Consider the following 26,995-nt stretch of genomic DNA (forward strand, 5'->3'; position numbering starts at 1 on the left):
TATATTACCTCGTTAGACCCTAAAGAACCTAAAAAAATAATGCAGGCTATCCGTGATCATTGGCAAATAGAGAATAATTTGCACTGGTGCTTGGATGTGGCTTTTAGAGAAGATCAATCCCGTATTCGTGATGAAAATAGCGCTTTAAATATGGGGTGGTTAAGAAAAACAGCGCTTGCTTTATTAAAACGAGCGGGCAGCATTAAGGGAAGTATTCGCCGTAAACAACTCGCAATTTGGGCCAAACCTCAATATCTTTTAGATTTTGTTAAAATTTAGATGCGTTTACCCTGTTTTTTGTTCGATACAAAGGAGTTGATAATATTACGTTAAGAAATAATTAATACAATAGGCAATTAGATTTAAAAAGGAACATGTATGGCTATCAGTAGTACTGACGTTTTGAATGTTAATAAATATGCTGCTCACAGATGGCATTTATTTGTAGATCAAAGTTATTTACAGCAGATAAAAAAAAGGTTATCAAGTTTACAGTTACCCGAAAGTATGGCGGCCGATCTGGAACGCTTGTTTATTTTGTCTTCTGCATACAAAAATACATATCCTGGAAATAATTCTATTAATAAGCTTGTTAATTCGTTGTTATTACTTTGTAGCCGTTATATTGATGCAGTTATCAATGCTTACCAGGAAAATCCTGCGCGTGAAACGGTATTAATACAAAATACCAGGCTAATCACAACGTTGCTTGAAAATCCCAGTGCAGAAAATATTCGTATAGCTCAAGAACATACTCGTAACTTACCTTCTGGTTTGCCTAAAAAATTAAAGTTAGTGGGAGCGATTACTTTGAGTATTATATCTATTTTGATAGGGATAGTCGGAGTGCTTGCTATTGCTGCGGGTCTCAGTGCTCTATTCATCCCGGCTAATCCTGTTAGTCTTTGCTTAATTCTCGCGGGCATTGGTCTTTTATCTGCAGCAATTGGTGCTGCGAGTGCTTACGGCAGCAAAGAAATGTACGATAAAATTATAATTGCGCCTGATTTGGCTAGTGATCACCTGGAATTTATAGACGACATTAAGCAACGTACACCAAAACCAAGGTAAAATTCATTGAATAGCGCCATGTTCGGGATTGTAAGTCAAAACCGGAGATGTCCTTTTCTCTGGATTACTCGGTCTGATGAGTTTTCTCTTGCGGAAGCGAATTCTTTTTTGTTATACCGTCTTCATGCAGCTCAAGCCACAATGCATTCAAGATTGCAAAAGCACAGGCAAGACCTGTGCCTAAAATCCAGGAAAAATACCACATAAAAACCTCCTAATATGCCGATTGCTGATTGGTAATCGTTTCTTCGGTTACTTTGCCACGTAAAACTCGATAAACCCAGGCTGTGTACAGTAAAATTAAAGGTAATAGCACAATAGTAGCGCCCAACATGATAAACAGAGTCAATTGACTGGATGAGCTATCCCAAACAGTTAAGCTATGACCAGGCATGGAAGAGGAAGGAAGTATAAACGGGAACATGGATATGCCAACGGTAGCAATAATCCCTGAAACAGCGCAAGCACTGCCAATAAAAGCAAGAAGAGGGCGTCCAATGAGCAAAACAGACAGGATAATAGAAAAGATAGCGGTTAAAGGGATAATCATTGTGAGAGGATAGGTATGATAGTTGCTAAACCATGCTTTCGTTTGTATAGCAACTGATTTATAAAGTGGATTGGAAGGGCCATCATGAAGAAGAATGCTATTGAGATGATAACCGGGGATACCTTGATAGAGCCAAATGCCGCCCATAATAAAAAGCAATAAACTTATAATTGCCGCCCCGATGGCTGTTTTTTTTGCCCGTTGCTGGATAGGAGCGATTGTTTTAATATTGAGGAAAAATGCACCATGCATAGTCAGCATTGTTACCGATAAGATACCGCAAAGTAAGGCAAAAGGATTTAACAAGGCTAGAAAGCTGCCCGTATAAAAAGCGCGTAAATTTTCATCGAAATGAAAAGGGACGCCTTGTAAAACATTACCTACAGCAACACCAAAAATTAAAGAAGGTATAAATCCTCCAATGAATAAGGCTTTATCCCAAAGATTTTTCCAATGGGGATTGTTTAATTTTGAGCGGTACTTAAACCCCACCGGGCGTAGGATAAGAGCGAGTAATATGAGTAGCATTGCCAGATAAAAACCGGAAAAAGACAGAGCATAGAGTGTTGGCCAGGCTGCGAAAATGGCACCTCCGCCGAGGATAAACCAAACCTGGTTTCCTTCCCACGTAGGGGCGATACTATTAATCAGGATTCTTTTTTCAATATCTGACCTTGCCAACAGGGGCAAGCTTATGGCAACACCTAAATCGAAACCATCCATTACTGCAAAACCTATTAATAACAGGCCCAACAGAAGCCACCAAATGATGCGCAAAGTCTCATAATCCAAGGGCATGATGATCTCCTAATGAATTGATAAAGCACTTGGACCAAGACGAATATATTTAATCATCAAATAGATTTCGACAATAGCCAGTGTAGTGTAAAAAATAATAAAACCGGATAAAGAAGTTGCAACCTGAGCTGTACTTATCGATGATGTAGCGATGGCGGTGGGCAGGATTCCCTGGACGACCCAGGGTTGACGACCATATTCTGCAACAATCCAACCTAACTCCGCTGCAAGCCAGGGGAGAGGCAACGACCACAAGGCGATATGTAAATACCAACGGGAAGTCTGTAATTTGCGTGTTGTTGACAAGTAAAAACCGACTGCAAAAAGAAGAATAAAGAAAAGACCGCAAGCGACCATAATACGAAATGAGAAAAAGAGAGGTAAAACATGAGGCTTGAGATCATTGGCCGCCTGGTTAATTTGCTCCTCAGTGGCATCAGTCACCTTGTTAGTATACTTTTTCAATAATAAACCATAGCCTAACGCGTGGCCATGTTGGTCAAAATCAGTTTTGGCCTGTTCATCCTGTGGGTTTTTTTGCAAGCGGGATAATGCACTGTAAGCCAGCATTCCTTCTTTAATCCGCTCCTTGCCTTGCTCAATCAAATCCACAATACCCTCAAGTGGTTGGTGGAGCGAGCGTGTAGCGATTAAACCAAGCACATAAGGAATTTCAATAGCAGCATCGGTGTGCATGGTCTTTTCATTGGGAATACCAATGAGCGTTAGACCTGCCGGGGCTTTTTCAGTGTGCCACATCGCTTCAATCGCGGCGATTTTCATTTTTTGATTACTGTTGGCGACATACCCGCTTTCATCGCCCAAAACAACAACAGATAAGGCAGAGGCTAAGCCAAAGCTTATTGCCACAGTCATTGAGCGTTTGGCGAAATCAGTATAACGATTGCGCAAGAGGAAATAAGCGCTTACTGCCAGCATAAAAATGGCCCCTGTTACATATCCGGCGCTGATTGTATGGACAAATTTGGCTTGAGCGACAGGATTAAACATGACTTCTGCAAAATTGCTCACTTCCATACGCATGGTTTGAAAATTAAATGTTGCGCCAACCGGATTTTGCATCCAGCCATTAGCAATCAGGATCCACAACGCTGAAAGGTTCGTTCCTAAGGCAAGCAACCAGGTACACATCATATGCTGTACTTTACTAAGCTTATCCCAGCCAAAGAAAAAAAGACCAACAAAGGTGGCTTCCAGAAAAAAGGCCATCAAGCCTTCAATGGCCAGGGGCGCACCAAATACATCACCTACGTAATGGGAATAATAAGCCCAATTAGTGCCAAACTGGAATTCCATAGTGAGACCCGTTGCTACTCCCAGAACAAAGTTAATGCCAAAAAGAATTCCCCAGTATTTCACCATATCTCGCCAAATCGCCCGGCCACTCATCACGTAAATTGTTTCCATGATGGCTAACAATAAAGACAGGCCCAACGTTAAAGGGACAAAGAGAAAATGATATAGAGCTGTCAAAGCAAATTGCAGGCGAGATAAATCAACAATAGAACTACCATCAAAAATCATAAATGCCTCGAAGATAGGGGTTAAAAATAAGTTATTCAGATAGGTAATCGTTACTGCTTGGGAGACTGAGAGAGACTCGACGATAAGGTAGTGGAATTTAAAAGCCATTGTTCAGCATGGTGAGCGGGTTTTTCAACTTGCCGAAAGCAAATAAACCATAAAGCGGTAAGGAGAAAAAGTTTGAGTGTCAAGGTGCTGACAATATCACGGGTGAGTGGTTTCATGGTAACTCCAAAAAACATGAGAATATTTAACCGAAAAAAGCGTTATAAACCCATCCTCATTCATTTGTGTACTATAAGTAGGAAATACTATACATTACAATTATAAAAAAAGCGATAGGAAAACTCTTGATTCATACCGAATTATCAATGATTAAATTGTTTTTAAATTAAACAAAAATGAATTATTTTAGAAAAAAAATAATATAGAGCTAGGATTTCGCTAAAGTTTATTATATAGTCCGCCACTCGTCCCGGGAGGAGATATGAGAGGAAAAATTATAGCTGGTAATTGGAAAATGAACGGTTGCATGGAATCAATTGAGATTTTACTGCAGCAATTACGGTCGTCCATAGATCAGCGGGATGGGGCACAATGCATTGTGATGCCACCGTCTATTTATATTCCTCTCGTTAAAAACTGTTTAAGCGAAAGTAGTATCAAATGGGGAGCGCAAAATGTTTATCCTCAAGATGCAGGTGCTTTTACAGGAGAGTTATCTGCTCCTATGTTGCAAGATTATAGTTGTAGTTATGTGCTAGTAGGCCATTCTGAGCGTAGACGATTGTTTTGTGAAGATGAAAAATTTGTAGCTGATAAATTCCACCATGTAAAAGAACATGGTATGATACCGATTCTTTGTGTTGGTGAGACATTTGAAGAACGGGAGCAAGGTCGCACAAAAGAAGTGCTTACACGACAGCTCCTTGCAGTATGTGCAAATAATAATCTTCGTTGTTTTAAGGACAGTGTTATAGCCTATGAGCCTGTGTGGGCAATAGGTACCGGACGAACCGCATCGCCAGAACAGGTGCAGGAAGTTCATTCGTTAGTTAGAGCTTTTGTGGCTGATTTGGATCGGGAAGATGCTGATTGTTTATCCATTTTATACGGTGGTAGCGTCAATGAAAAAAATGCCCGTGCTCTTTTTGAAATGCCGGATGTTGATGGTGGTTTGATTGGCGGCGCATCTTTAAATGCGCAACAATTTGTGGAAATTGTGAAATGTATCAATTGATTTTAGTAATTCACGTGCTGGTTGCTATAGCTCTGATAGGGTTAGTGCTGATACAGCATGGTAAAGGTGCTGATGTTGGTGCGGCCTTTGGTTCAGGAGCATCTAATACAGTATTTGGAAGTCAAGGTACAGGAAGTTTTTTATTTAAATTAACTGGTGGCTTGGCTTTGACTTTTTTTGTTACAAGTTTGTCTCTCTCTTATATGGTATCAGCACAGTATCATAAAGCAGGACAACAGGTTATTCCTCAACAAACCAGTGTACCGGAAACCAGGATCCCAGTACCCGTGGATAGCAATGAGAGTGGAAAACACTAACCCAATATGCCGAAGTGGTGGAATTGGTAGACACGCCGTCTTGAGGGGGCGGTGGCGTAAGCCGTGCCGGTTCGAGTCCGGCCTTCGGCACCATTAATCCGAGCGATACAAATGATGCTATCAGAATATTTACCTGTACTTGTTTTTATTATAATTGGTCTTGTAATCGGCTGTGTAATGCTAGGGGCAGGTGCGCTTCTTAGTAAACATAACCCTGATGCGGCCAAGAATGCCCCCTATGAGTGTGGTTTTGATGCGTTTGAAAGCTCGCACATGCCGTTTGATGTAAGGTTTTATCTGATAGCAATATTATTTATTATATTCGATTTGGAAACCGCTTTTTTTGTGCCTTGGGCAGTCGTTTTGCGCCAGATTGGCTGGTTCGGTTTCACTGCAATGATGATCTTTCTTGGTCTGTTGGTGATTGGCTTTATCTATGAATGGAAACGAGGTGCTCTGGAGTGGGAGTAATTATTCGTTTATTTCTGTCACAAGATGAGACAATGCTTTTATTGTAAAATCCAAATTTTTAGAGGCTTGCTATGACTGTCGCCGAATTCCAGAAAAATGGCTTTGTTACCACATCAGTCGATAAGCTAATGGGCTGGGCACGTAGTGGTTCAATGTGGCCTATGACATTTGGTTTGGCCTGTTGTGCTGTTGAAATGATGCATGTGGGTGCTGCGCGCTATGATCTGGATCGTTTTGGTATTATTTTTCGCCCCAGCCCACGCCAATCGGATGTGATGATTGTTGCTGGTACGCTATGTAATAAAATGGCACCTGCTCTGCGTAGAGTGTATGATCAAATGCCTGAACCCAGGTGGGTAATTTCCATGGGGTCTTGCGCGAATGGAGGAGGGTACTATCATTATTCCTACTCAGTAGTGCGAGGTTGTGATCGTATTGTGCCGGTGGATATTTATGTGCCAGGCTGTCCTCCCACTGCTGAGGCGTTGCTTTATGGCATTATTCAACTTCAGAATAAAATCAGACGCAAGCAAATCATTGAAGCTTGAACCAGCACAGGTGCTATTAAATGACAAAATTAACAAACTTGGCTGAACAATTAAATACTGAATTAAAGGATCTATTGTCCACTGTTACCATAGCAAATGAAGAAATTACAGTGGAATGTGAAATTGCTCATATTAAGCCAATACTGGCTAGATTGTGTGAATCTTCGCTTTTTGCCTTTGATCAGCTCATTGATCTTTGTGTTGTCGATTATTTGTTGTATGGTGAGTATGATTGGGAAACAGAGTCTGCCAGTGAAAATGGTTTTTCCCGTGGTGTAGAGCTACAGGAGGCAAAAGCCTGTGTTTTAACTAAACCTCGCTTTGCCGTAGTTTATCATTTATTGTCCACCAGATATAATCAACGTGTTCGTGTCAAAGTTTTTGTAGAAGAATCTCACCCTGTCGTTCCTTCTGTACATGATATCTGGAAAGTTGCTAACTGGTTTGAACGCGAGGCTTATGATTTGTATGGAATTTTATTTGAGAATCACCCCGATCTGAGGCGAATTCTCACTGATTATGGTTTTATTGGTCATCCTTTCCGCAAGGATTTTCCCCTTAGTGGCCAAGTGGAAATGCGTTATGATGCCACTTTGCAGAAAGTGATTTATGAGCCGGTAGATATTGTACCACGGACGTTGGTGCCCAAAGTCATACGACATGATAATCGTTATCTTGGCAATAAAGAGCAACAGGGCGAGAAATGATTGAATTAAAAAACTATACTCTTAATTTTGGTCCGCAACACCCCGCAGCACATGGTGTTTTACGTTTAGTATTGGAATTGGAAGGCGAAACCATTGTACGTGCTGATCCCCATATTGGTTTACTCCACCGCGCAACTGAAAAACTGGCTGAAACCAAACCTTATCTACAGAGCATAGGTTACATGGACAGACTGGATTATGTCTCCATGATGTGTAATGAGCATGCCTATGTAATGGCGCTGGAAAAATTGCTGGGTATAGATATTCCAATACGGGCGAAATATATTCGCACAATGTTTGACGAAGTGACACGAATACTTAATCATCTTCTTTGGTTGGGGGCTATTGCGATAGATATCGGCGCAATGACAGTTTTTCTGTATTGCTTTCGTGAGCGAGAAGATTTGTTTGACTGTTATGAAGCTGTTTCAGGTGCACGTATGCACGCTACTTATTATCGACCGGGTGGTGTTGCACGTGATTTACCTGAAACCATGGCCCAGTATAAAGCTTCCCGCTGGCATAGTGAGCGAGAAGTTGAGAAGATGAATAGTAATCGTCAAGGGAGCCTTCTTGATTTTCTATGGGCATTTACGGAACGTTTCCCCAAATGCGTGGATGAGTATGAGACTTTGCTGACAGAAAACCGCATTTGGAAACAACGTACTGTTGACATTGGTGTTGTTTCTCCTGAGGCCGCCTTACAATGGGGTTTTACCGGACCCATGCTTAGGGGGTCGGGTGTGGCTTGGGATTTGCGTAAAAAACAGCCTTATGCAGCTTATGATCAGGTGGAGTTTGATGTTCCTGTGGGTAAAACAGGGGATTGTTACGATCGTTATCTGGTTCGTGTGGAAGAGTTAAGACAGTCCAATAAAATTATCCGGCAATGTATTGAGTGGTTGCGAAAAAATCCCGGGCCGGTGAGACTTGCCGACTACAAGGTAACTCCTCCACGGCGTGAAACAATGAAACATGATATGGAAGCATTGATTCACCATTTTAAACTGTTTACCGAGGGATTTTGTTTGCCGCAGGGTGAAGTATATTCTGCGGTCGAGGCTCCAAAAGGGGAGTTTGGTATTTATCTGGTTTCTGATGGAGCAAATAAGCCCTATCGTATAAAGATTCGTGCACCTGGTTTTGCTCATTTATCCAGTTATGATGAAATGGTCAGAGGACATATGCTTGCAGATGGTGTTGCTATTTTGGCAAGTCAGGACATTGTATTTGGTGAGATCGATCGATAAATTCAGTGTGTATTGTTTAGCCACTTTAATGAAAACGTATTAAAGGTTAGAAAAGAATGTCTGATAATTCAGCTAAGTTACTTCGTCAATTTGTCTCGTCTGCCCGTATGGAGGACATTGACCATTGGGTGGCCAAGTACCCTGCTAATGAAAAACAGTCGGCCGTGATGGCTGCATTGAGAATAGTTCAGGAGGAGCATGGCTACTTAACACCAGCACTAATGGATGCCATTGCAGACTATCTGGACATGCCCGCCATCGCTGTTTACGAGGTTGCTTCTTTTTATACCATGTATGAACACAAACCAATTGGGCGTCATTTGATTAACGTGTGCACCAATATTTCATGTAAACTATGTGGTTCATCACAAGTTGTTAGTTATTTGGAAAAAAAGTTAGGCATAAAATTAGGTGAAACAACTGCCGATGGCAAATATACTCTGCGATCAGTTGAGTGTCTGGGTGCTTGTGTTAATGCACCAATGATGCAGATAGACAAGGATTATCATGAAAGTCTGACCACTGATAAAATTGACCAAACTTTGGAACAGTACCGATGAATAATAGAGGTGGTTGTCATGATTGAGCAAAATCAAGTCTGTTACCGAACATTTCATTTACAGGAGTCCTGGACGCTTGATGCTTATCAAAGCATTGGTGGCTATAGCGCTTTACGTCGTATTTTGAGAGAACAAATACCTCCTCAGCAGATTATTGAAGAATTAAAAACGTCTGCATTGCGTGGCCGTGGTGGTGCAGGCTTTCCCACTGGGCTGAAATGGAGTTTCATGAATCGCAATACACCTGTACAAAAATATGTGGTTTGTAATTCGGATGAAGGGGAGCCTGGTACTTGTAAAGACCGGGAAATATTGAGTCGTAACCCTCACCAGCTAATAGAAGGTATGGCAATTGCCGGCTATGTGATGGGTGCAACGGTGGGTTATAACTACATCCGTGGTGAATTTTGGCTTCCCTACGAAAGAATGGAGGCTGCGCTGAAAGAAGCGTATGCGGCCGGTTTGCTGGGGCGAAATATTTTGGGCAGCGGGGTTGATTTTAACTTGTATAATCACCTTGGCGCAGGCGCCTATATTTGTGGGGAAGAAACAGCTCTGTTGAATTCTCTTGAGGGTAAAAAAGGTCAACCACGCTTTAAGCCTCCTTTTCCTGCCAACTATGGTTTATACGGTAAGCCAACAACTATTAATAATACCGAAACGTTTGCTTCAGTCCCTGTAATTATGGAGAAAGGTGGCGAGTGGTTTTTACAACTCGGTAAACCTAATAATGGCGGAGCAAAATGTTTCAGCGTGAGTGGTCATGTTAATAAACCGGCAAATTTTGAGATACCTCTCGGTACACCCTTTAAAACGTTACTGGACTTGGCTGGAGGAGTACGCGAAGGTAGAGCCATTAAAGCAGTTATTCCTGGTGGAACTTCCATGCCAGTATTGCCCGGTGATGTCATGATGAAGCTTGACATGGATTATGACAGCATCCAGAAAGCAGGTTCCGGTTTAGGTTCGGGAGCAGTTATCATCATGGATGAAACGACTTGTATGGTTGATGCTCTTTATCGTATTTCTGAATTTTACATGGACGAATCTTGTGGACAATGTACTCCCTGTCGTGAAGGGACCGGTTGGTTAGTACGTTTAATTCACCGTATAAAAGAAGGACACGGTGAATCCGGTGATATTGAAAAACTCGTAAATGTAGCTGACAAAATCGAAGGCCGCACTATTTGTGCTTTGGGAGAGGCTGCTGCCTGGCCTGTACAAAGTTTTGTGAAGCATTTTTACCATGAGTTTGATTATTTCATTAAGCACAAACGCTCGATCGTCGCAGCATAATTGAGAAGGTTTAAACGATGGCTACCATTGAAATCGACGGGAAAACATTTGAAGTAGAAAATGGCAAAATGATCATTGAGGTTGCTGACGAAGCAGGAATTTATATCCCTCGTTTTTGCTATCACAAGAAATTGTCTGTCGCGGCGAATTGCAGGATGTGTTTAGTAGAGGTGGAAAATGGCCGAAAGCCTGTTCCTGCTTGTGCGACACCAATCACTAATGGTATGAAGGTTTTTACAAAATCGGAAGAAGCCATTCGTTCACAGCAGGCTGTGATGGAATTTCTTCTGATTAACCATCCTTTAGACTGTCCTATATGTGACCAGGGAGGGGAGTGTGAGTTACAAGATCTCTCCATGGGCTTTGGTGATGATCATTCTGAATATAAAGAAACAAAACGTTCAGTCAACGATGATGAGCTTGGCTCGTTAATTTCAACAGAAATGACTCGTTGTATTCATTGTACCCGTTGTGTTCGTTTTGGCGAGGAAATTGCGGGATTACGCGAATTAGGTGCAACTGGTCGTGGCGAAGAGATGCAGATTGGTACTTATGTACAACATAGTATGACTTCTGAAGTGTCTGGCAATATTATTGATTTATGTCCTGTAGGTGCTTTAACGTCCAAACCTTATCGCTTTACTGCGAGAGCCTGGGAACTGGTTCAAAATGATAGTCTTGCACCTCACGACTGTCTGGGATCAAATGTATATCTTCATAGTCGTCGTAACGAATTAATGCGGGTTGTTCCGAGAGAAAATGAAACCATTAACGAAAGCTGGTTATCCGATAGAGATAGATACAGCTATTTAGGCTTAAAGAGCGAAGCGCGAGCGGGCCAGCCAAAAATCAAGAAAGAGGGGCAATGGCAGACCGTTGATTGGTCAACGGCGCTTAAATTTGCCGCGGAAGGGATTAGTCGAGTCATTAAACAGCATGGGTCTGAACAATTTGCTGCTTTTGCTTCCCCTTCTTCCACAGTGGAAGAGTTTTATTTATTGCAAAAATTCATGCGTGAATTGGGGGTTAATAACCTCGATCATCGTATTCAGCAAATCGATTTTCGTGATCAGGCCGATCAACCAATAATGCCGGGTAGTTCTCTAAAATATGCCGAGCTGGAAAATCAACAGGCCATTCTTTTATTTGGATGTAATATTCACAGAGAAGTGCCTCTTGCAGGATTGCGTGTACGTAAGGCGTTTCGAAATGGTGCCAGGCTTTTTGCCATGAATCCTGTTGATTATGATTATCATTTTGACCTTAGTGCCAAGGTAATTGTTTCTCCACAGGAAATGCCCATCCAGCTTGCAAAGCTTGTTTTGGCAATGACTGATGATGTAAGTCAGTTATCTGAGGAAATGCAGAAGCTTTTGATTGGTCTTAAGCCTGATGAAGCGACACTTGCCATAGCAAAAGCGCTTAAAGAATCCAATGGGACGATAATTACTGGAGCTTTGTGTGAGAATCACCCTCATGCGTCCTTGTTGCGTACTTTGATTCATACTTTGGAAGAGGGTTCACAGATAAAAATTCTGCGATTAACCACAGGAGCAAACAGTGCCGGGGCTTGTCTGGCAGGTATGCTTCCTCATCGTACAACGGCTGGCAAATCTGTTAATCCAGCAGGATTGGATGTTCAGGCGGCGTTAGATGCAAAATTAAAAGGTTATTTTTTGCTGGCAGTAGAGCCTGGATTTGATTTTGCAAATCCATATCAGGCAAGACAATCCATGCTGGGAGCCGAATTCGTGGTCATGCTTTCAGCATTCCATAATGAATCAATGGAAGATTATGCTGATGTTATTTTACCTATGGCACCCTATGCGGAAACATCAGGAACCTATATTAACGTTGATAAAACATGGCAAACTGTAAAAGGGGCTTTAAAGCCTTATAAAGAAGCCAGACCCGCATGGAAAATTATACGCGTTCTTGCTAACTTGCTTCATTGTAAGGGATTCGACTATGTATCTTCTGATGAGGTATTAAAAGAGGTAAAAGAATTAACAACAATGGCTGCTGACTACAAATATCAACCTTATTATCCGGAGTCTTTGCCTTTGAGCAATCAACCGTTGGTAAGAGTAGGCGAGTGGCCACTTTATCGTAGTGATGCGGTAGTTCGTCACGCTCATGCATTACAGATTTGTGCTGCAGCAGAAACTGCCTGCATACGAGTTCATCCCAGTACAGCGAATAGATTGAAATTAGATGAGGTTGCCACTGTATCTCAGGGTGATATTGAGATAACATTGCCGCTTAAACGTGATGAGCGTGTGGCACCGGATGTGGTGTGGGTTGCAAATGCAATGCCAGAGACAGTAGACCTCGGACACTCTTTTGCGGCAATAACAATTAAGCGCTAGACAGGTAAAAATATGCTACAAGATATTGGCATCTTATTGTGGATCGTTATTAAAATTCTAATTATAGTGGTTCCGCTTCTTCTTGCGGTGGCTTATGCAATTTATGCTGAACGTAAAGTAATTGGCTATATTCAGGTTCGTATTGGGCCTAATCGAGTGGGTTGGCGAGGATTGCTGCAGCCGTTTGCTGATTTGTTGAAACTTATTACAAAAGAAATAATTATACCAACGAAATCAAATAAATATTTATTTATTGTAGCGCCTTTATTTGCTCTCGTTCCTTCTTTAGCCGGGTGGGCAGTTATTCCTTTTTCGCAAGGCATGGTTTTGGCAAATATTAATGCCGGATTGCTTTACCTTTTTGCCATGAGTTCTTTGGGGGTGTATGGTGTATTGATTGCTGGCTGGGCCTCAAACTCAAAATATGCCATGTTTGGTGCTCTACGAAGTGCCGCTCAGACTGTTTCCTATGAAATTGCTATGGGTTTCTCAATAGTCGGTATTTTACTGGCTGCAGGAAGCTTAAATCTGACTGACATCGTTGTTTCCCAGCGAGGAGGCATCTGGCATTGGTGGTTTGTTCCTTTGTTGCCTTTGTTTATGACTTTCTGGATCGCCGGTATTGCCGAAACAAATCGTGCTCCTTTTGACTTGGCAGAAGGCGAGTCGGAAATCGTCGCAGGCTTCCATGTGGAGTATTCCGGGATAGGTTTCGCATTGTTTTTCCTTTCAGAATATGCCAGCATGATTTTAATCTCTACTTTATTGTCATTGCTGTTTCTGGGAGGATGGCTGTCGCCTTTTGAAGGTATTCCTCTATTACAGGATATTTTCTTTTTCGTGCCAGGTTTTATCTGGCTACTGGTCAAGATTTCTTTTTTTCTCTTCGTGTATTTATGGATTCGCGCTACTTTCCCTCGTTATCGCTATGACCAATTAATGCGTTTGGGTTGGAAAGTATTGATCCCATTGACTATTGTATGGGTTGTAGTTACAGCCTTAATGGTTATGGCAAAACTTAAACCGTGGTTTTAATCAGTCAACTGAGTAACTAATGAAACAAGCATATCGATACATCAGACATTATTTTCGGAGCTTTTTGCTTCTGGAACTACTTTCTGGTTTGAAAGTAACCGGGAAGTATTTTTTTAAGAAAAAAGTCACTGTTCAGTTTCCAGAAGAACAAACGCCTCTTTCACCCAGGTTTCGTGGTCTGCTTGCATTACGACGTTATCCTAATGGTGAGGAGCGATGCATTGCCTGCAAGTTATGTGAAGCTGTATGTCCAGCGCTTGCAATTACTATCGATTCAGAGCAACGAGAAGATGGTTCGAGAAGAACCACTCGTTATGACATTGATATGTTTAAATGTATTAATTGTGGTTTATGTGAAGAGTCATGCCCAGTGGATTCAATTGTTGTTACTCCAATTCATCATTATCACATCAGTGAGCGTGGTCAAAATATTATGACTAAAGAAAAACTGCTTGCTGTAGGTGATTTAATGGAGGCAAAATTGGCCGCAGATAGAGAGGCTGATAAGAAATGGCGCTAATGAGGTTAAAAAATGCATGATTTATTGCCACAAGTTGTTTTCTACCTATTTGCTGGATTAGCTGTTCTTTCAGCATTTATGGTTATTACGCAAAATAATCCGGTACGCTGTGTCCTTTTTCTGGTAGTCACTTTTTTTGCCAGTTCTGTACTTTGGTTATTAGCCGGGGCTGAGTTTCTGGCTTTAATCCTTGTCCTGGTTTATGTGGGCGCGGTAATGACATTGTTTTTATTTGTTGTGATGATGCTGAATATTGATACGGAGTCAATGAAAGCTCATTTTTTAAGGTATTTGCCTTTTGGTTTGATTTTGGTTGCTTTGCTTATAGGATTGTTACTGGTGGCACTTCCTGAAGGTAGTTTTGACGTACCTTTGGAACAGGCCAATCTACCTGTGGACTACCAAACCGCAAATAATGAAAATTATGTAGAGCCAGTTAAGACGTTACCTAATACAGAAGCTATTGGTATGGTCCTTTATACAGATTATGTTTTTGCCTTTGAAATTGCGGCGGTATTACTTCTGGTTGCAATTATATCAGCCATTACGTTGGCTCATCGTGGTATAGTTCGCTCGAAGCGACAAAATGTAATCGCCCAGCTTATGACAAGACCTAAAGACCGGGTTGAACTTATCAATATTAAATCAGAGAAATAACATCAGGAAACAGCAATGATACCAGTCAATAATTATCTGATACTAACAACAATTCTGTTTGGCTTAAGTCTTGTAGGGCTTATATTAAATCGTAAAAATATTATTTTGCTTTTAGTATGCATAGAGTTAATGCTCCTGGCGGTGAATACTAATTTTGTTGCTTTTTCTCGCTTCTACAATGGTACAGCAGGTCAGGTATTTGTCTTTTTTATACTGACAGTTGCTGCTGCAGAAGCCGCAATAGGTTTGGCCATAGTGGTGTTGCTGTACCGTAACAGGGGCAATATCGATGTTGATAAAATGAATCATTTAAAAGGTTAACAACGTGAGCATTCCACAGCTTTGTCTAATAATTATTCTATCTCCTCTATTTGGCTCGCTAATTGCTGGTTTTTTTCGTAATCAAATTGGCCGTGTTGGAGCGCATTCTATAACTATTGCTGGTGTCGGCTTATCTTTTTTGTTATCTCTGTATGTAGCTGTAATTATTTTGAGTGGTTTAGCGGATACAGTAAATACTAACCTTTATACATGGGCTAGTGGTGGCACTTTTTTTCCTTACACATTTAATATTGGTTTCCTGATTGACCCGTTGACAGTAGTGATGCTGGTCATTGTTACTTTTGTGTCGCTACTCGTCCATATTTATAGTATTGGCTATATGGCCGATGATGATGGCTATCAACGTTTTTTTAGTTATATTTCTTTATTTACCTTCATGATGTTAATGCTGGTGAGTGCTAATAATTTCCTGCAGTTATTTTTTGGTTGGGAAGGTGTTGGTCTGGTGTCCTACCTGTTGATTAGTTTTTGGTATCATAAAGAGTCAGCTATCGCCGGGGGGTTAAAGGCATTTTTAGTTAATCGTGTAGGTGATTTTGGTTTTGTTCTGGGGATTGGAATACTATTGGCTTACACCGGTAGTCTGGATTACGAAACAGTATTTAATAATGCTAATAGCCTAGCCAGTCAAAAAATAGAATTATTTAGTGGTCATCCCTGGTCGGTTTTAACGGTCGGATGCCTGCTCCTTTATGTGGGAGCCATGGGTAAATCGGCTCAAATTCCTTTACATGTATGGCTCCCTGAATCAATGGAAGGTCCGACACCTATTTCTGCATTGATCCATGCTGCAACGATGGTGACTGCCGGGGTATTCATGATTGCGCGAATTTCGCCTTTGGTTGAATTATCAACACCCGCGTTGAGTACCATTTTAGTAATAGGTGCTACAGGAGCACTCTTTACCGGTATTCTCGCGCTGGTGATGAACGATATTAAGCGAGTTATTGCCTATTCTACTTTATCTCAGCTTGGTTATATGATGGTTGCGATGGGTGCTTCAGCTTATAGCGCTGGTATGTTCCATTTGTTAACGCATGCTTGTTTCAAGGCGCTGTTATTTTTAGGTGCGGGTTCCGTAATAATTGGCATGCATCATGAACAAGATATGCGAAAAATGGGCGGGTTGTGGCGTAAGATGCCTATTACGTATGTTACTTTCATCATAGGAAGTCTCGCTCTTTGCGCTATACCTCCTTTTTCTGGTTTTTATTCTAAAGATACCATTATTGAAGCGGCACAATTATCAGAAATTCCAGGAAGTAGCTACGCTTATTTTTGTGTAGCAATTGGTGCAATGGTTACAGCACTTTATACTTTCCGCTCTTTATTCATGACTTTTCATGGTAAACCCCGGATGGATGAACATACGCTCGCGCATTTGCATGAATCACCCTGGGTCGTATGGCTGCCGCTCGTTTTACTTGCTATTCCCTCGGTAATTATAGGCTATATCCTATATATGCCCATTCTTTATCACACACCTTCGTTACTAGGTAGGTCGCTCTTTGTTTTACCTGAACATAATGTTTTGGCGGAATTGGCGAAAGAGGTTCACTCACCGTTACAGTCTGCTCTTCATGCAGTCATTTCCCCGGTTTTCTGGCTCACAATAACCGGAATTATTATTGCGTGGATTTGTTATATTGCCTTGCCAACCCTTCCCGCGACGCTGGCCCAACGTTTTTCACTCATTTATCGCTTACTTCTTAATAAATACGGCTTTGATGCTTTTAATGATCATGTTATTGTACGAAACACAAAAGCCTTGGGACGCTTTTTTTATCAGGTAGGCGATCAGAAACTAATTGATAGTATGATTGTTAATGGGACGGGTCGGACACTTAGATGGTTCGCAGAAAAAGGCCGGACAATGCAAAGTGGATACTTATACCATTATACAACAGTGATGGTGTTCGGTCTTTTCGCTTTCCTATGCTGGTTGTTACTTGGCTGATTATAAGGTGGAAGTATGCATCATTTGCTTAATTTATTAATCTGGTTGCCTATCATTGGCGGTGTTTTTGTCTTCCTTACTAGTGATGATAACAATCCTAACGTATCACGTTATTTATCTCTTTTCACGGTATTATTGACATTGATTATATGCATTCCCTTAATGAGCGGGTTTGATATAAATAGTCCGGGTATGCAGTTTGTGGAAGAAGTTTCCTGGATGCCAGCTTTAGGGATTAACTATAGCCTGGGTATCGATGGTTTATCGCTTTTGCTGATTGTTTTAAGTGTTTTTACTAATCTTATCGTAATTTTGGCCACGTGGGATAGTATTCATAAGCGTGTAGGCCAGTATATGGCTGCTTTTCTGATAATGCAGGGTTTACTAGTAGGCGTTTTTGCAGCAACTGATGCTATGGTTTTTTATATTTTTTGGGAAGCAACTCTCATACCTATGTATTTAATTATTGGTATCTGGGGTTCTGATAATCGAGTTTATGCAGCCATTAAATTTTTCCTTTATACTTTTTTAGGTTCGGTTCTCATGCTGGCATCGTTCCTTTATTTAGGTTATCACGTTAGCTCATTTAGAATTGAAACATTTTATGCGGTCAAATTAGGAATGACAGCGCAAACGCTTATTTTTATTGCTTTTTTTCTTGGTTTTGCTATCAAAATTCCTATGTTTCCGGTGCATACGTGGTTACCGGATGCTCATACTGAAGCGCCGGCAGGAGGGTCTATTGTTCTTGCAGCTATCTTATTGAAGTTGGGTGCGTATGGTTTTATTCGTTTTGCTTTACCTATAGTACCTGACGCCTGTAGTAAATATGCAATGATCATGATTGTTCTCTCATTAATTGCGGTTGTATATATTGGCTTGATTGCTATTATCCAGCGAGATATGAAACGCCTTATTGCTTATTCTTCCATTTCTCATATGGGATTTGTAACCTTGGGCTGTTTTGCCATATTCACTATTGCAAAACATTCCGGTTTAAGTAACGCTGGCCTTGTATTGGAAGGCGCTATTGTGGTTATGATTTCTCATGCTTTCGTTTCCAGTGGGCTTTTTGCAGGAGTTGGTTATATTTATGACCGTATGCATACCCGGCAAGTGAAAGATTTTGGTGGTCTTGTGCATTCCATGCCTGTTTTTTCTTCTTTTTTTATGCTTTTCGCCATGGCAAATGCCGGATTGCCAGGAACTTCCGGTTTTGTGGGAGAATTCATGGTTATTCTTGGAAGTATGAAAGCCAACTTTTGGGTTGCCTTTTGGGCTGCTGCTACATTAATAATCGGTGCGGCTTACACGTTATGGATGTACAAAAGAGTTATTTTTGGGCCCATTGTTAATGAGAAAGTAGCAAATTTACGCGATATTTCTATTTTTGAAATAAGCGCCTATGTGTTATTGGCTTTCATGGTTATAGGGATCGGAGTTTATCCAAAACCCATGATTGATTATGTCCATCAAACCGTAAGTTATACATTAGCACAGGCTGATAAATCGAAATTATAAGACAAGGGATATTATCAGTGGTAAAAGTGAATTTCATTTATAAAAATTGAAAGCATTCAAATGAAAGGTTAATAAAAACATGACAATAGCGTTACTTGAAAATTTTCATCTTGTTTTGCCGGAACTCATTATATTGGTTACGGCCTGCGTTGTTTTACTTGCGGATTTATTTCTGCGTGATCGCTATTCATCTATAGCATTTACACTGTCGTCTATCGGTTTGCTGCTGGCTGCTTGTGTCAATTTCCTATTTCTAGGAAGCTTTAAGGTGACACTGTTTGGTGGTTTATTTGTGAGTGATGATATTGCTCAACTTATGAAGATATTTATTTATCTGATGGTTTTTTTAAGTTTTTTTTATTCCAGACACTACATTGATGAGCGGCAAATGCCAGCAGGGGATTATTATGTTCTCGGTTTATTCTCAACGTTGGGAATGATGGTATTGGTTTCTGCTCACTCACTTCTTACCATTTTCCTTGGGTTGGAATTACTGTCTCTTCCTCTTTATGCCATGACAGCAATTCGTCGTACCAATAGTAATGCAGCCGAAGCAGCTATGAAATATTTTGTGATGGGAGCGATTGCTTCGGGTATGCTTTTATATGGCATGTCTTTATTATATGGCGTTACAGGCAAACTGGATCTGATGGATATAGCTAATGCTATTGCCAGTAATAGTGCAAAGCAGGAAAATATGCTGTTATCCTTCGCTTTAGTGTTTATTATTGCGGGTGTAGGATTCAAGTTGGCTGCGGTGCCTTTCCATATGTGGGCGCCCGATGTTTATCAGGGCGCTCCTACGTCTGTGACCTTGCTTATCAGTACGGCTCCTAAAATAGCAGCAATCGCTATGGCTCTGCGTTTACTGACCCTGGCTTTAGGATCATCAGAGATTGTCCTGCAATGGCAACAACTTTTGCTGGTGATGACATTATTATCTGCAGGGATCGGGAATTTACTTGCCATTGTGCAAAATAATATAAAACGTTTATTTGCATACTCTGCCATTTCACATGTTGGTTATGCGTTATTTGGAATTCTGGCGGCTACTACAGCTGGTTATGCTGCTTCGCTCTATTACATACTTATTTATTCGCTCATGACGACAGCTGCTTTTGGTTTACTTGTATTGTTGTCCAATCAAGGTATGGAAATTGAAAATGTTGACGATTTAAAAGGATTAAATAAACGAAATCCCTGGATTGCATTTATGATGTTAATCGTTATGTTTTCGATGGCGGGGGTGCCACCTACCGTTGGCTTTTTTATCAAATTACTTGTGTTAAAAGCGTTGGTTGACGTACATCTAACCTGGGTTGCCGTTTTAGGTCTGTGTTTCGCCGTAGTAGGTGCTTATTATTACTTACGTATTGTGAAAGTGATGTATTTTGATGATGCAATGGATAAAAAATCTGTGCAATTCTCCACGGCAGCAAAAATAATATTTTCATTAAATTGTCTTTCATTATTATATTTTGGTTTATTTCCATCAGGTTTGATGAATGCCTGCATTAATGCTTTTAGTGGATAATGTAAGTCTTAAGGCCATTATTAAAAATGATAAAGTTAGTCCAAATAAGTTATTTTTTGTTCTAAATTGACAAAATTTAAGTCTTTACTCGATTGCTTGGATAATCAACTCCCAAGTAGGTGTAAAGTATGTTTTTTTGACGTCAGTAATGAGCAGCAAAAGAACTGAGTTAGAATTTATATCATCGCGGATGAGCTAATGATGACCATAATGAATATGGACATATCTTAAATGCGAATTTCTCCTAAAATATACTGACAATAATACTCGAAAATTGCTTAACTTCGCTATAGGTCGTACTAGCCAGGTGTTTTAGAATAGAGCGTATCTTGTAGTTTTAACAGAGTTTATAAACTTCAACAATAAGCCCTGTTAAAATTACTTTAAAAAAGCTTGATAAATGGAGGAAGGCTAAGTATACTTGCCCTCAGTTGATGCGGGGTGGAGCAGCCTGGTAGCTCGTCGGGCTCATAACCCGAAGGTCGTAGGTTCAAATCCTGCCCCCGCTACCACTATTAAGAACCCCATTTTTGGGGTTTTTTATTATGTTTTATCCGGTAATGTTAACTACTGGTTCTTGGGATAATTTTTAAAATTCTGTCTGAATTTGGAATAATGGATCAACTACATTTTAGCACTGCGGGTAAGTGGCCCATAAGAAGTAACCATACAAATGAATACCTGATAGAGTATTTTTTGTAAACAGGCAATCGGGTAACATATGATACAAAATGAAATTGCACAGATGTTAAAGCCTCTAATAGATGATCTGGGATATGAATTATGGGGTTGTGAATACCTGTCTCAAGGAAGGCATTCCTTGTTAAGAATCTATATTGATAAAGAGAATGGCATTAATATAGAAGACTGTGAACAGGTTAGTAAACAAGTGAGTGCCTGGCTTGACGTTGAAGATCCCATTTCTGGTAATTATAGCTTGGAGGTTTCTTCTCCCGGGGTTCCCCGCCCATTATTTTACAAAGAACAATATGAGCGTTATTTAGGTGACAAAGTTCAGGTTAAGTTATTTAAACCATTAAATGGCAGTCGTAAACTATCCGGTACGATTGATAGTGTAAACGGCGATGTATTGATATTAAAGGTGGGTGAAGAGCAACTGGAAGTACAATTTTCCCATATAGTAAAAGCAAATTTGATAGGCGAGTGAGGGTGAACAATGAATAAAGAGTTGTTATTAGTTGCTGATGCATTATCCAATGAGAAGGATGTGAGTAAAGAAGTTGTATTGCAGGCAATTCAGGCAGCACTTGAATCCGCTACTCGTAAGCTCATCGATAAAGAAATCGGGGTGAGAGTTAAACTTGATTCACGAACCGGTGATTATGAAACTTACCGTTATTGGGATGTTGTTGCTGATGAGGAGCTGGAATTCCCGGATCGGCAAATAACCTTGACTCAGGCAAAAGAGCGTGCTCCTGCAATCGAACTGGGCGGACGCATCGAAGAACCAATGTCGTCTATTGAATTTGGGCGTATTGCTGCGCAAACTGCTCGTCAAGTTATTATGCAAAAAATTCGTGAAGCGGAAAGACAACAGATTGTCGATCAATTTAAGAATAAATTGGGTCAGCTCGTTTATGGTACTGTTAAAAAAGTAACGCGTGATAACATTATCATTGATCTGGGTAATAAAGCAGAAGCTTTCATGCCTCGTAATGAAATGTTACCCAATGAAATGTTTAGACCCAATGACAGGGTTAGAGCCTATCTCTATGAAATTACACCTCAGGCAAGAGGTCCTCAACTGTTTGTTAGTCGCATACGCAATGAGATGCTCATTGAATTATTTCGTATAGAAGTACCAGAAATTGGTGAAAATGTTATTGAGGTGAAAGCAGCGGCTCGTGAGCCAGGAAACCGTGCCAAAATTGCGGTAAAAACCAACGATGGTCGTATTGATCCCGTAGGTGCCTGTGTGGGTATGCGAGGAGCGCGTGTTCAGGCAGTTTCCAGTGAATTAGGCGGAGAGAGAGTAGATATTATCCTGTGGGATGATAATCCCGCCCAGCTGGTGATTAATGCTATGGCTCCGGCTGAAATTTCTTCTATTGTGGTGGATGAAGACAGTCATACGATGGATTTGGCAGTGCAGAAAGATCAATTATCTCAGGCTATTGGCCGTAATGGGCAAAATGTCAGATTGGCAAGCCAGCTTACCGGCTGGACTCTTAATGTAATGACCATCGAAGAGTTCAATAGCAAGAGTCAGGAAGAATCATCCAAAATTATTAATTTATTTACATCGGCTTTAGAGATTGATGAAGAAATAGCAAGCCTTTTAGTTGCCCATGGGTTTTCCTCTTTAGAAGAAATTGCTTATGTCCCTAAAGAAGAATTAATTGCCATCGAAGAATTTGACGAGGAAATTGTTGAAGAACTAAGAAATCGAGCCAATGATACTTTGCTGACCCAAGCATTAACTTCTGGACAGGGTTTCGCGGAGAACTCTTCTGATTCATTGCTTACAATGGAAGGAATGACTGAAGAACTGGCAACGAGCCTGGCAACTAAAGGTATAACAACTATAGATGAATTAGCCGAGCATTCCGTTGATGAATTACTTGATATTAAAGGCATGACGGAAGAGAAGGCGGGTAAGCTTATCATGAAAGCACGGGAACCGTGGTTTAAGTAGTTAGAATTTAGTATAGAGTTATTGAAAGTTTATAGAGCAAAGTGGTTATCATTAATGTCTTATTTTGCTGAAGGGTTATCAATGAGGCATTTTCATGCCATTTTGATTTTTTGTGTTGGATTTGCAACACGTGAATCACTAAGAATCAAAGTAAATCTCTTTGAGATTGCTGAAAGGGGGTAAGTTATGGCGGATGTGACGGTTAAACAATTGGCTCAGGTCGTTGGTATCCCTGTTGAACGCCTATTGACCCAATTGCAGGAAGCAGGCCTATCTTTTACTGATGATCAGCAAACGGTCAATGAGGAACAAAAAAGGATCTTATTGGGCCATTTAAAGAGCAGTGCTAATCGTGAGGTACGGGCAACACCTGAACGTATTACTCTTAAGCGAAAAAGCCTTACTCAGGTAAAACTTGGGCATGACGTGCACAGCGGCAAGACGGTTAACATTGAAGTGCGTAAAAAAAGAACTTATGTAAAAAGAAGCACTTTAGTTGAACAACATCCTGAACAGGATGTGGAAGCCGAGAATGAGGCGCTGTTAGTTAATGAGGCAGTAAGTACTTCTACCGATGAAGTACAGGATGTTTCTTTGCCTGACGAAACTATTACAGAGGCAGCAGTGGCCAGCGAACAAACTGAAATTATAGAGAAAAACGATGAAGGGCATGTTGAAAATTTGCCTGCTGAAGAAGTCTCCGCAGATGAAAGTTCTCATGATCTCCCCGGCGAAATCCCGGTTGAAGAAGCGGTGGTTCCTCATATTGAAGAAGAAAAAGTAGAGAAAGTTGCCAAGAAGAAACATAATGAACGAGTTGAAACAGACTCGGAAAGTGAATTTAAAAAAGGCAAGAAAAGAAACAAATATGCTGCGCCTGAGCGTGAGGACGATGAACACCTGTTACAGGTTCGTCATAAGCGTCACAAGGCTAAAAAACGCAAGGGTAGTGAAAAATCTGAAAAATATCGCGAAGCAGAAGAGGCATTGACACATGGTTTTGCCATGCCAACTACGCCTGTTGTTCGTGAAGTTGCTATACCGGAAACAATTACAGTGGCAGAACTTGCCAAGCGAATGTCTGTTAAAGCGGCTGAAGTGATCAAGGTGATGATAGGTTTGGGGGCGATGGCTACCATCAATCAGGTCATTGATCGTGATACCGCTATTATTGTGGTTGAGGAAATGGGCCATAAGCCTCATGTGCTTAAAGAAAATGCGATTGAAGATACTTTGGGCGATGTGTTAAGCAAAGGTAGCAAGACTGAATCCCGTGCTCCGGTTGTGACGATTATGGGCCATGTGGATCATGGTAAAACATCGTTACTTGATTATATCAGACGGACTAAAGTCGCCGCAGGGGAGGCTGGAGGTATTACTCAACATATTGGTGCCTATCATGTCAGTACGCCTAAAGGGGACATTACTTTTCTGGATACACCAGGCCATGCTGCATTTACTGCAATGCGGGCGCGTGGTGCACAAGCAACCGATATAGTTATTCTTATCGTTGCTGCTGATGACGGTGTCAAACCACAAACCATAGAAGCAGTTCAACATGCCAAGGCAGCTAATGTACCCATTATCGTTGCTATCAATAAAATGGATAAACCTGATGCTGATCCAGACCGGGTAATGAATGAGCTATCGGCTTATGAGGTCATTCCCGAATCGTGGGGTGGTGATACCATGTTTGTTAATATTTCAGCTAAATCGGGTCTTGGTATCGATGAGTTGCTGGATGGCATATTGTTACAATCAGAAGTACTAGAGTTAACAGCAACTACTGATGGCGCAGCAAAAGGTGTTGTTATTGAGTCCCGTCTGGATAAAGGGCGTGGTCCAGTGGCAACCATCCTGGTACAAAGTGGAACTTTACACAAAGGCGATATTTTGTTGGCAGGATTACAATACGGACGAGTTCGTGCATTAGTAAGCGATAATGGTAGTTCTGTCGATAGTGCTGGCCCTTCTATTCCTGTTGAAGTTTTAGGGCTTTCAGCAATCCCTCATGCGGGTGATGATGCGGTGGTAGTTCCTGATGAAAAGAGAGCGCGTGAAGTCGCCTTGTTCAGGCAAGGAAAATTCCGTGATGTTAAACTTGCCAGACGTCAGAAATCATCTCTTGAAGGGATTTTCGAAACGATGACTGTAGCCGAGGCGAAAGTACTTAATGTCGTTTTAAAAGCGGATGTCCAAGGCTCGGTTGAGGCAATAGCCGATGCTCTGGTTAAATTGTCGACTGACGAAGTGAAGGTCGAAATTATTGCCAATGGTGTAGGTGGTATTACGGAATCTGATGTCCATTTGGCAATTGCTTCAAATGCGATTTTAATTGGTTTTAATGTTCGCGCCGATAGCGGAGCGAAGCGTTTAGCAGAACAGGAAGCGGTATCTCTTCATTATTACAGTGTTATCTATGACATCGTGGATCAGGTCAAAGGCGCGTTAACTGGAATGCTTGCTCCTCAATTTAAAGAAGAAATTATTGGTATCGCTGAAGTGCGCGATGTTTTCCGTTCTCCGAAGTTGGGTGCAATTGCCGGATGTATGGTAGTTGAAGGAACTATCAAACGAAATAATCCTATCCGTGTTCTTAGAAATAATATTGTCATTTATGAAGGTACGTTAGAATCGTTACGCCGATTTAAAGATGATGTGGTGGAAGTTCGTCAGGGTTTTGAATGTGGTATCGGCGTGAAAAATTATAATGATGTAAAAGCCGGTGACTTGATTGAAGTATTTGAAACAATTGAAATAAAGCGAGATTTATGACCAGTGATTTTAAGCGAACCGATCGCGTTGCAGAAATGATGCAACGCAAATTGTCGCAAATAATTCAGCAAGAAATCAAAGATCCGCGGTTACCTGCTTTTGTGACTATCTCCGCAGTAAAGGTATCCACAGACTTAAGCCACGCTAAAGTTTATTTTACTGTATTTAATGAAGATATTAAGCAGGCCGCAGATATTTTAAATGCTGCAGCCAGTTATTTACGTACTGCGTTAGCACGAAGTGTAAAGCTTCGTACAGTACCCCAACTTCATTTTGTTTACGATGAATCGATTGAATACGGGAGACGTTTAAGTCGTTTGATTGATGAAGCAAACCCTTCTGACCAAGACGATGAGCAAAGCTAATTGTAATAACCCAGTAAATGGAATTTTATTACTCAATAAACCTCAAGGTTTAACTTCTAATGCCGTGTTGCAGCAGATAAAGCGCTTATATAGGGCTAAAAAAGCAGGTCATACCGGGAGTCTTGATCCTCTCGCCACAGGTATGTTGCCTGTTTGTTTTGGTGAAGCAACCAAATTTAGCCAATATCTTCTGGATGCTGATAAATGTTATGAGGCGACAGGGCTATTAGGTATAAAAACGAACACGGCAGACGCTCTTGGCGAAATTATTGAAGAAATTTCTTCTTTTCAAATAACGAGAGCTCAGTTAGAAGTTGTACTTAATGAATTTAAAGGTAAGATCAAGCAAATTCCATCCATGTTTTCGGCCTTAAAACACAAAGGTACTCCGCTTTATAAATATGCGCGCGAGGGCATTACTATTGAACGCGAAGCACGAGAGATTATTGTTCATAACCTTGAATTAACTGCTTTTGATGGTAAATCATTTGCGATTAAGGTGGTGTGTAGCAAAGGAACATACATTCGTAATCTTGTAGAGGATATTGGCGAACGCCTGGGTGTTGGTGCACATGTCACGCAATTGCATCGTGTAAATACGGCGGGTTTTGCCGAGGAACCTATGTACAATCTTGATGTTTTACAAAACAAACCACAAGAAGAATTGTACGCCTGTCTGTTGCCTGTGGATCGAGCGGTGCAATATCTGCCGTGGTTAAATTTGAACCTCACTGAGGTAGCGGCGTTACGACAAGGTAAAGTACTCAGTAAACCTTCTTCCAATGCTATACAAGGTCATATCCGTCTTTATGATGAATGCGAAAATTTCGTAGGTGTGGGTGAATGTAAAGATAGGAGTACTTTAATGGCTAAGCGGTTAATATCTGCCTGAAAAGCGTGGATGTGCTCAT

The 26,995-nt window shown here is 41.0% G+C and carries 26 protein-coding genes, 2 tRNA genes and 2 pseudogenes; 26 read left to right on the forward strand and 4 right to left on the reverse strand.

Translation table 11 applies throughout. The features are described from left to right. On the forward strand, positions 1 to 279 hold a 279-nt coding region (locus tag T345_RS13995; RefSeq protein ID WP_035918655.1), incomplete at its 5' end, for an ISAs1 family transposase. Between the two features lie 99 nt (positions 280 to 378). Continuing rightward, positions 379 to 1,071 carry a hypothetical protein gene (locus T345_RS0109155; protein ID WP_028389087.1) on the forward strand — a complete coding sequence of 231 codons (693 nt, stop codon included), beginning with the start codon at positions 379 to 381 and terminating at the stop codon, positions 1,069 to 1,071. Positions 1,072 to 1,135: 64 nt separating this feature from the next. Here the strand turns inward: T345_RS0109155 and cydX are convergent, their stop codons facing one another. From cydX to cydP, 4 genes are read right to left on the reverse strand one after another with little or no spacing between them, the layout of a single operon-like run. Beyond that, positions 1,136 to 1,276: a cytochrome bd-I oxidase subunit CydX gene (cydX, locus tag T345_RS14830; RefSeq protein ID WP_084273781.1), complete on the reverse strand. Its 141-nt coding sequence runs from the start codon at positions 1,274 to 1,276 to the stop codon at positions 1,136 to 1,138. Positions 1,277 to 1,285: 9 nt separating this feature from the next. Continuing rightward, positions 1,286 to 2,419: a cytochrome d ubiquinol oxidase subunit II gene (cydB, locus tag T345_RS0109165; RefSeq protein WP_035918657.1), complete on the reverse strand. Its 1,134-nt coding sequence runs from the start codon at positions 2,417 to 2,419 to the stop codon at positions 1,286 to 1,288. A 9-nt stretch (positions 2,420 to 2,428) separates the two neighbouring features. Continuing rightward, the gene (locus T345_RS0109170) at positions 2,429 to 3,964 is read right to left on the reverse strand and encodes a cytochrome ubiquinol oxidase subunit I (RefSeq protein WP_028389089.1); all 1,536 of its coding nucleotides are present in this window, start codon (positions 3,962 to 3,964) and stop codon (positions 2,429 to 2,431) included. A 50-nt stretch (positions 3,965 to 4,014) separates the two neighbouring features. Next, the gene (gene cydP / locus T345_RS15220; RefSeq protein WP_165476870.1) at positions 4,015 to 4,188 is read right to left on the reverse strand and encodes a cytochrome oxidase putative small subunit CydP; all 174 of its coding nucleotides are present in this window, start codon (positions 4,186 to 4,188) and stop codon (positions 4,015 to 4,017) included. A 263-nt stretch (positions 4,189 to 4,451) separates the two neighbouring features. Here cydP and tpiA point away from each other — a divergent pair, with 263 nt between their 5' ends. From tpiA to truB, 24 genes and pseudogenes are all read left to right on the forward strand, one after another. Next, positions 4,452 to 5,204, forward strand: a complete 753-nt coding sequence (tpiA, locus tag T345_RS0109180) for a triose-phosphate isomerase (protein ID WP_028389090.1) — start codon at positions 4,452 to 4,454, stop codon at positions 5,202 to 5,204. Then, a complete protein-coding gene (secG, locus tag T345_RS0109185) occupies positions 5,192 to 5,521 on the forward strand; it encodes a preprotein translocase subunit SecG (protein ID WP_028389091.1) in 330 nt (109 codons plus the stop codon). Before tpiA ends, secG begins: the two co-directional genes overlap by 13 nt. A gap of 8 nt (positions 5,522 to 5,529) precedes the next feature. Further along, positions 5,530 to 5,614: transfer RNA gene (locus tag T345_RS0109190), tRNA-Leu, on the forward strand. A 21-nt stretch (positions 5,615 to 5,635) separates the two neighbouring features. Beyond that, positions 5,636 to 5,992, forward strand: a complete 357-nt coding sequence (locus T345_RS0109195; protein WP_028389092.1) for an NADH-quinone oxidoreductase subunit A — start codon at positions 5,636 to 5,638, stop codon at positions 5,990 to 5,992. A 71-nt stretch (positions 5,993 to 6,063) separates the two neighbouring features. After that, positions 6,064 to 6,540, forward strand: a complete 477-nt coding sequence (locus T345_RS0109200) for a NuoB/complex I 20 kDa subunit family protein (RefSeq protein WP_028389093.1) — start codon at positions 6,064 to 6,066, stop codon at positions 6,538 to 6,540. Positions 6,541 to 6,560: 20 nt separating this feature from the next. Next, complete coding sequence (locus T345_RS0109205; RefSeq protein ID WP_028389094.1) at positions 6,561 to 7,247, forward strand: NADH-quinone oxidoreductase subunit C; 687 nt, start codon at positions 6,561 to 6,563, stop codon at positions 7,245 to 7,247. Beyond that, positions 7,244 to 8,497 (forward strand): NADH-quinone oxidoreductase subunit D, encoded by a 1,254-nt coding sequence (locus tag T345_RS0109210; protein WP_028389095.1) that lies wholly within the window; start codon positions 7,244 to 7,246, stop codon positions 8,495 to 8,497. Before T345_RS0109205 ends, T345_RS0109210 begins: the two co-directional genes overlap by 4 nt. Positions 8,498 to 8,553: 56 nt before the next feature. Beyond that, positions 8,554 to 9,057, forward strand: coding sequence for an NADH-quinone oxidoreductase subunit NuoE (gene nuoE / locus T345_RS0109215; protein WP_028389096.1), 504 nt, complete (start codon positions 8,554 to 8,556; stop codon positions 9,055 to 9,057). Positions 9,058 to 9,075: 18 nt separating this feature from the next. Then, entirely contained in the window at positions 9,076 to 10,353 is a 1,278-nt protein-coding gene (nuoF, locus tag T345_RS0109220) for an NADH-quinone oxidoreductase subunit NuoF (protein ID WP_028389097.1), read from the forward strand. Between the two features lie 17 nt (positions 10,354 to 10,370). Further along, positions 10,371 to 12,722, forward strand: a complete 2,352-nt coding sequence (gene nuoG, locus T345_RS0109225) for an NADH-quinone oxidoreductase subunit NuoG (RefSeq protein ID WP_028389098.1) — start codon at positions 10,371 to 10,373, stop codon at positions 12,720 to 12,722. A 12-nt stretch (positions 12,723 to 12,734) separates the two neighbouring features. Continuing rightward, the gene (gene nuoH, locus T345_RS0109230; RefSeq protein ID WP_028389099.1) at positions 12,735 to 13,757 is read left to right on the forward strand and encodes an NADH-quinone oxidoreductase subunit NuoH; all 1,023 of its coding nucleotides are present in this window, start codon (positions 12,735 to 12,737) and stop codon (positions 13,755 to 13,757) included. 19 nt (positions 13,758 to 13,776) lie between these two features. Then, on the forward strand, positions 13,777 to 14,277 hold the full coding sequence (nuoI, locus tag T345_RS0109235) for an NADH-quinone oxidoreductase subunit NuoI (RefSeq protein WP_028389100.1): 501 nt from the start codon (positions 13,777 to 13,779) through the stop codon (positions 14,275 to 14,277). A 12-nt stretch (positions 14,278 to 14,289) separates the two neighbouring features. Next, the gene (locus T345_RS0109240; RefSeq protein WP_028389101.1) at positions 14,290 to 14,934 is read left to right on the forward strand and encodes an NADH-quinone oxidoreductase subunit J; all 645 of its coding nucleotides are present in this window, start codon (positions 14,290 to 14,292) and stop codon (positions 14,932 to 14,934) included. Positions 14,935 to 14,949: 15 nt separating this feature from the next. Further along, on the forward strand, positions 14,950 to 15,255 hold the full coding sequence (gene nuoK, locus T345_RS0109245) for an NADH-quinone oxidoreductase subunit NuoK (RefSeq protein WP_028389102.1): 306 nt from the start codon (positions 14,950 to 14,952) through the stop codon (positions 15,253 to 15,255). Positions 15,256 to 15,259: 4 nt separating this feature from the next. Beyond that, on the forward strand, positions 15,260 to 17,233 hold the full coding sequence (gene nuoL, locus T345_RS0109250; RefSeq protein WP_028389103.1) for an NADH-quinone oxidoreductase subunit L: 1,974 nt from the start codon (positions 15,260 to 15,262) through the stop codon (positions 17,231 to 17,233). A 15-nt stretch (positions 17,234 to 17,248) separates the two neighbouring features. After that, the gene (locus T345_RS0109255; RefSeq protein WP_028389104.1) at positions 17,249 to 18,754 is read left to right on the forward strand and encodes a complex I subunit 4 family protein; all 1,506 of its coding nucleotides are present in this window, start codon (positions 17,249 to 17,251) and stop codon (positions 18,752 to 18,754) included. Between the two features lie 79 nt (positions 18,755 to 18,833). After that, a complete protein-coding gene (nuoN, locus tag T345_RS0109260) occupies positions 18,834 to 20,288 on the forward strand; it encodes an NADH-quinone oxidoreductase subunit NuoN (protein WP_028389105.1) in 1,455 nt (484 codons plus the stop codon). Positions 20,289 to 20,723: 435 nt separating this feature from the next. Continuing rightward, positions 20,724 to 20,800 (forward strand) — tRNA-Met (locus T345_RS0109265). 209 nt (positions 20,801 to 21,009) lie between these two features. Further along, positions 21,010 to 21,456: a ribosome maturation factor RimP gene (gene rimP, locus T345_RS0109270; RefSeq protein ID WP_028389106.1), complete on the forward strand. Its 447-nt coding sequence runs from the start codon at positions 21,010 to 21,012 to the stop codon at positions 21,454 to 21,456. Positions 21,457 to 21,465: 9 nt separating this feature from the next. After that, the gene (gene nusA / locus T345_RS0109275; RefSeq protein WP_028389107.1) at positions 21,466 to 22,944 is read left to right on the forward strand and encodes a transcription termination factor NusA; all 1,479 of its coding nucleotides are present in this window, start codon (positions 21,466 to 21,468) and stop codon (positions 22,942 to 22,944) included. A gap of 186 nt (positions 22,945 to 23,130) precedes the next feature. Further along, positions 23,131 to 23,449, forward strand: a pseudogene (locus T345_RS15605) (translation initiation factor IF-2 associated domain-containing protein); the annotation flags it as partial. Between the two features lie 194 nt (positions 23,450 to 23,643). Next, positions 23,644 to 25,719: pseudogene (infB, locus tag T345_RS0109280) on the forward strand (translation initiation factor IF-2); the annotation flags it as partial. Further along, on the forward strand, positions 25,716 to 26,084 hold the full coding sequence (rbfA, locus tag T345_RS0109285) for a 30S ribosome-binding factor RbfA (RefSeq protein WP_028389109.1): 369 nt from the start codon (positions 25,716 to 25,718) through the stop codon (positions 26,082 to 26,084). The pseudogene infB and the gene rbfA, both read left to right, overlap by 4 nt. Beyond that, positions 26,044 to 26,976, forward strand: a complete 933-nt coding sequence (gene truB, locus T345_RS0109290) for a tRNA pseudouridine(55) synthase TruB (protein ID WP_051555219.1) — start codon at positions 26,044 to 26,046, stop codon at positions 26,974 to 26,976. Before rbfA ends, truB begins: the two co-directional genes overlap by 41 nt. Positions 26,977 to 26,995: the final 19 nt, after the last annotated feature.

It is taken from the genome of Legionella fairfieldensis ATCC 49588 (assembly GCF_000621525.1).
GTDB lineage: Bacteria > Pseudomonadota > Gammaproteobacteria > Legionellales > Legionellaceae > Tatlockia > Tatlockia fairfieldensis.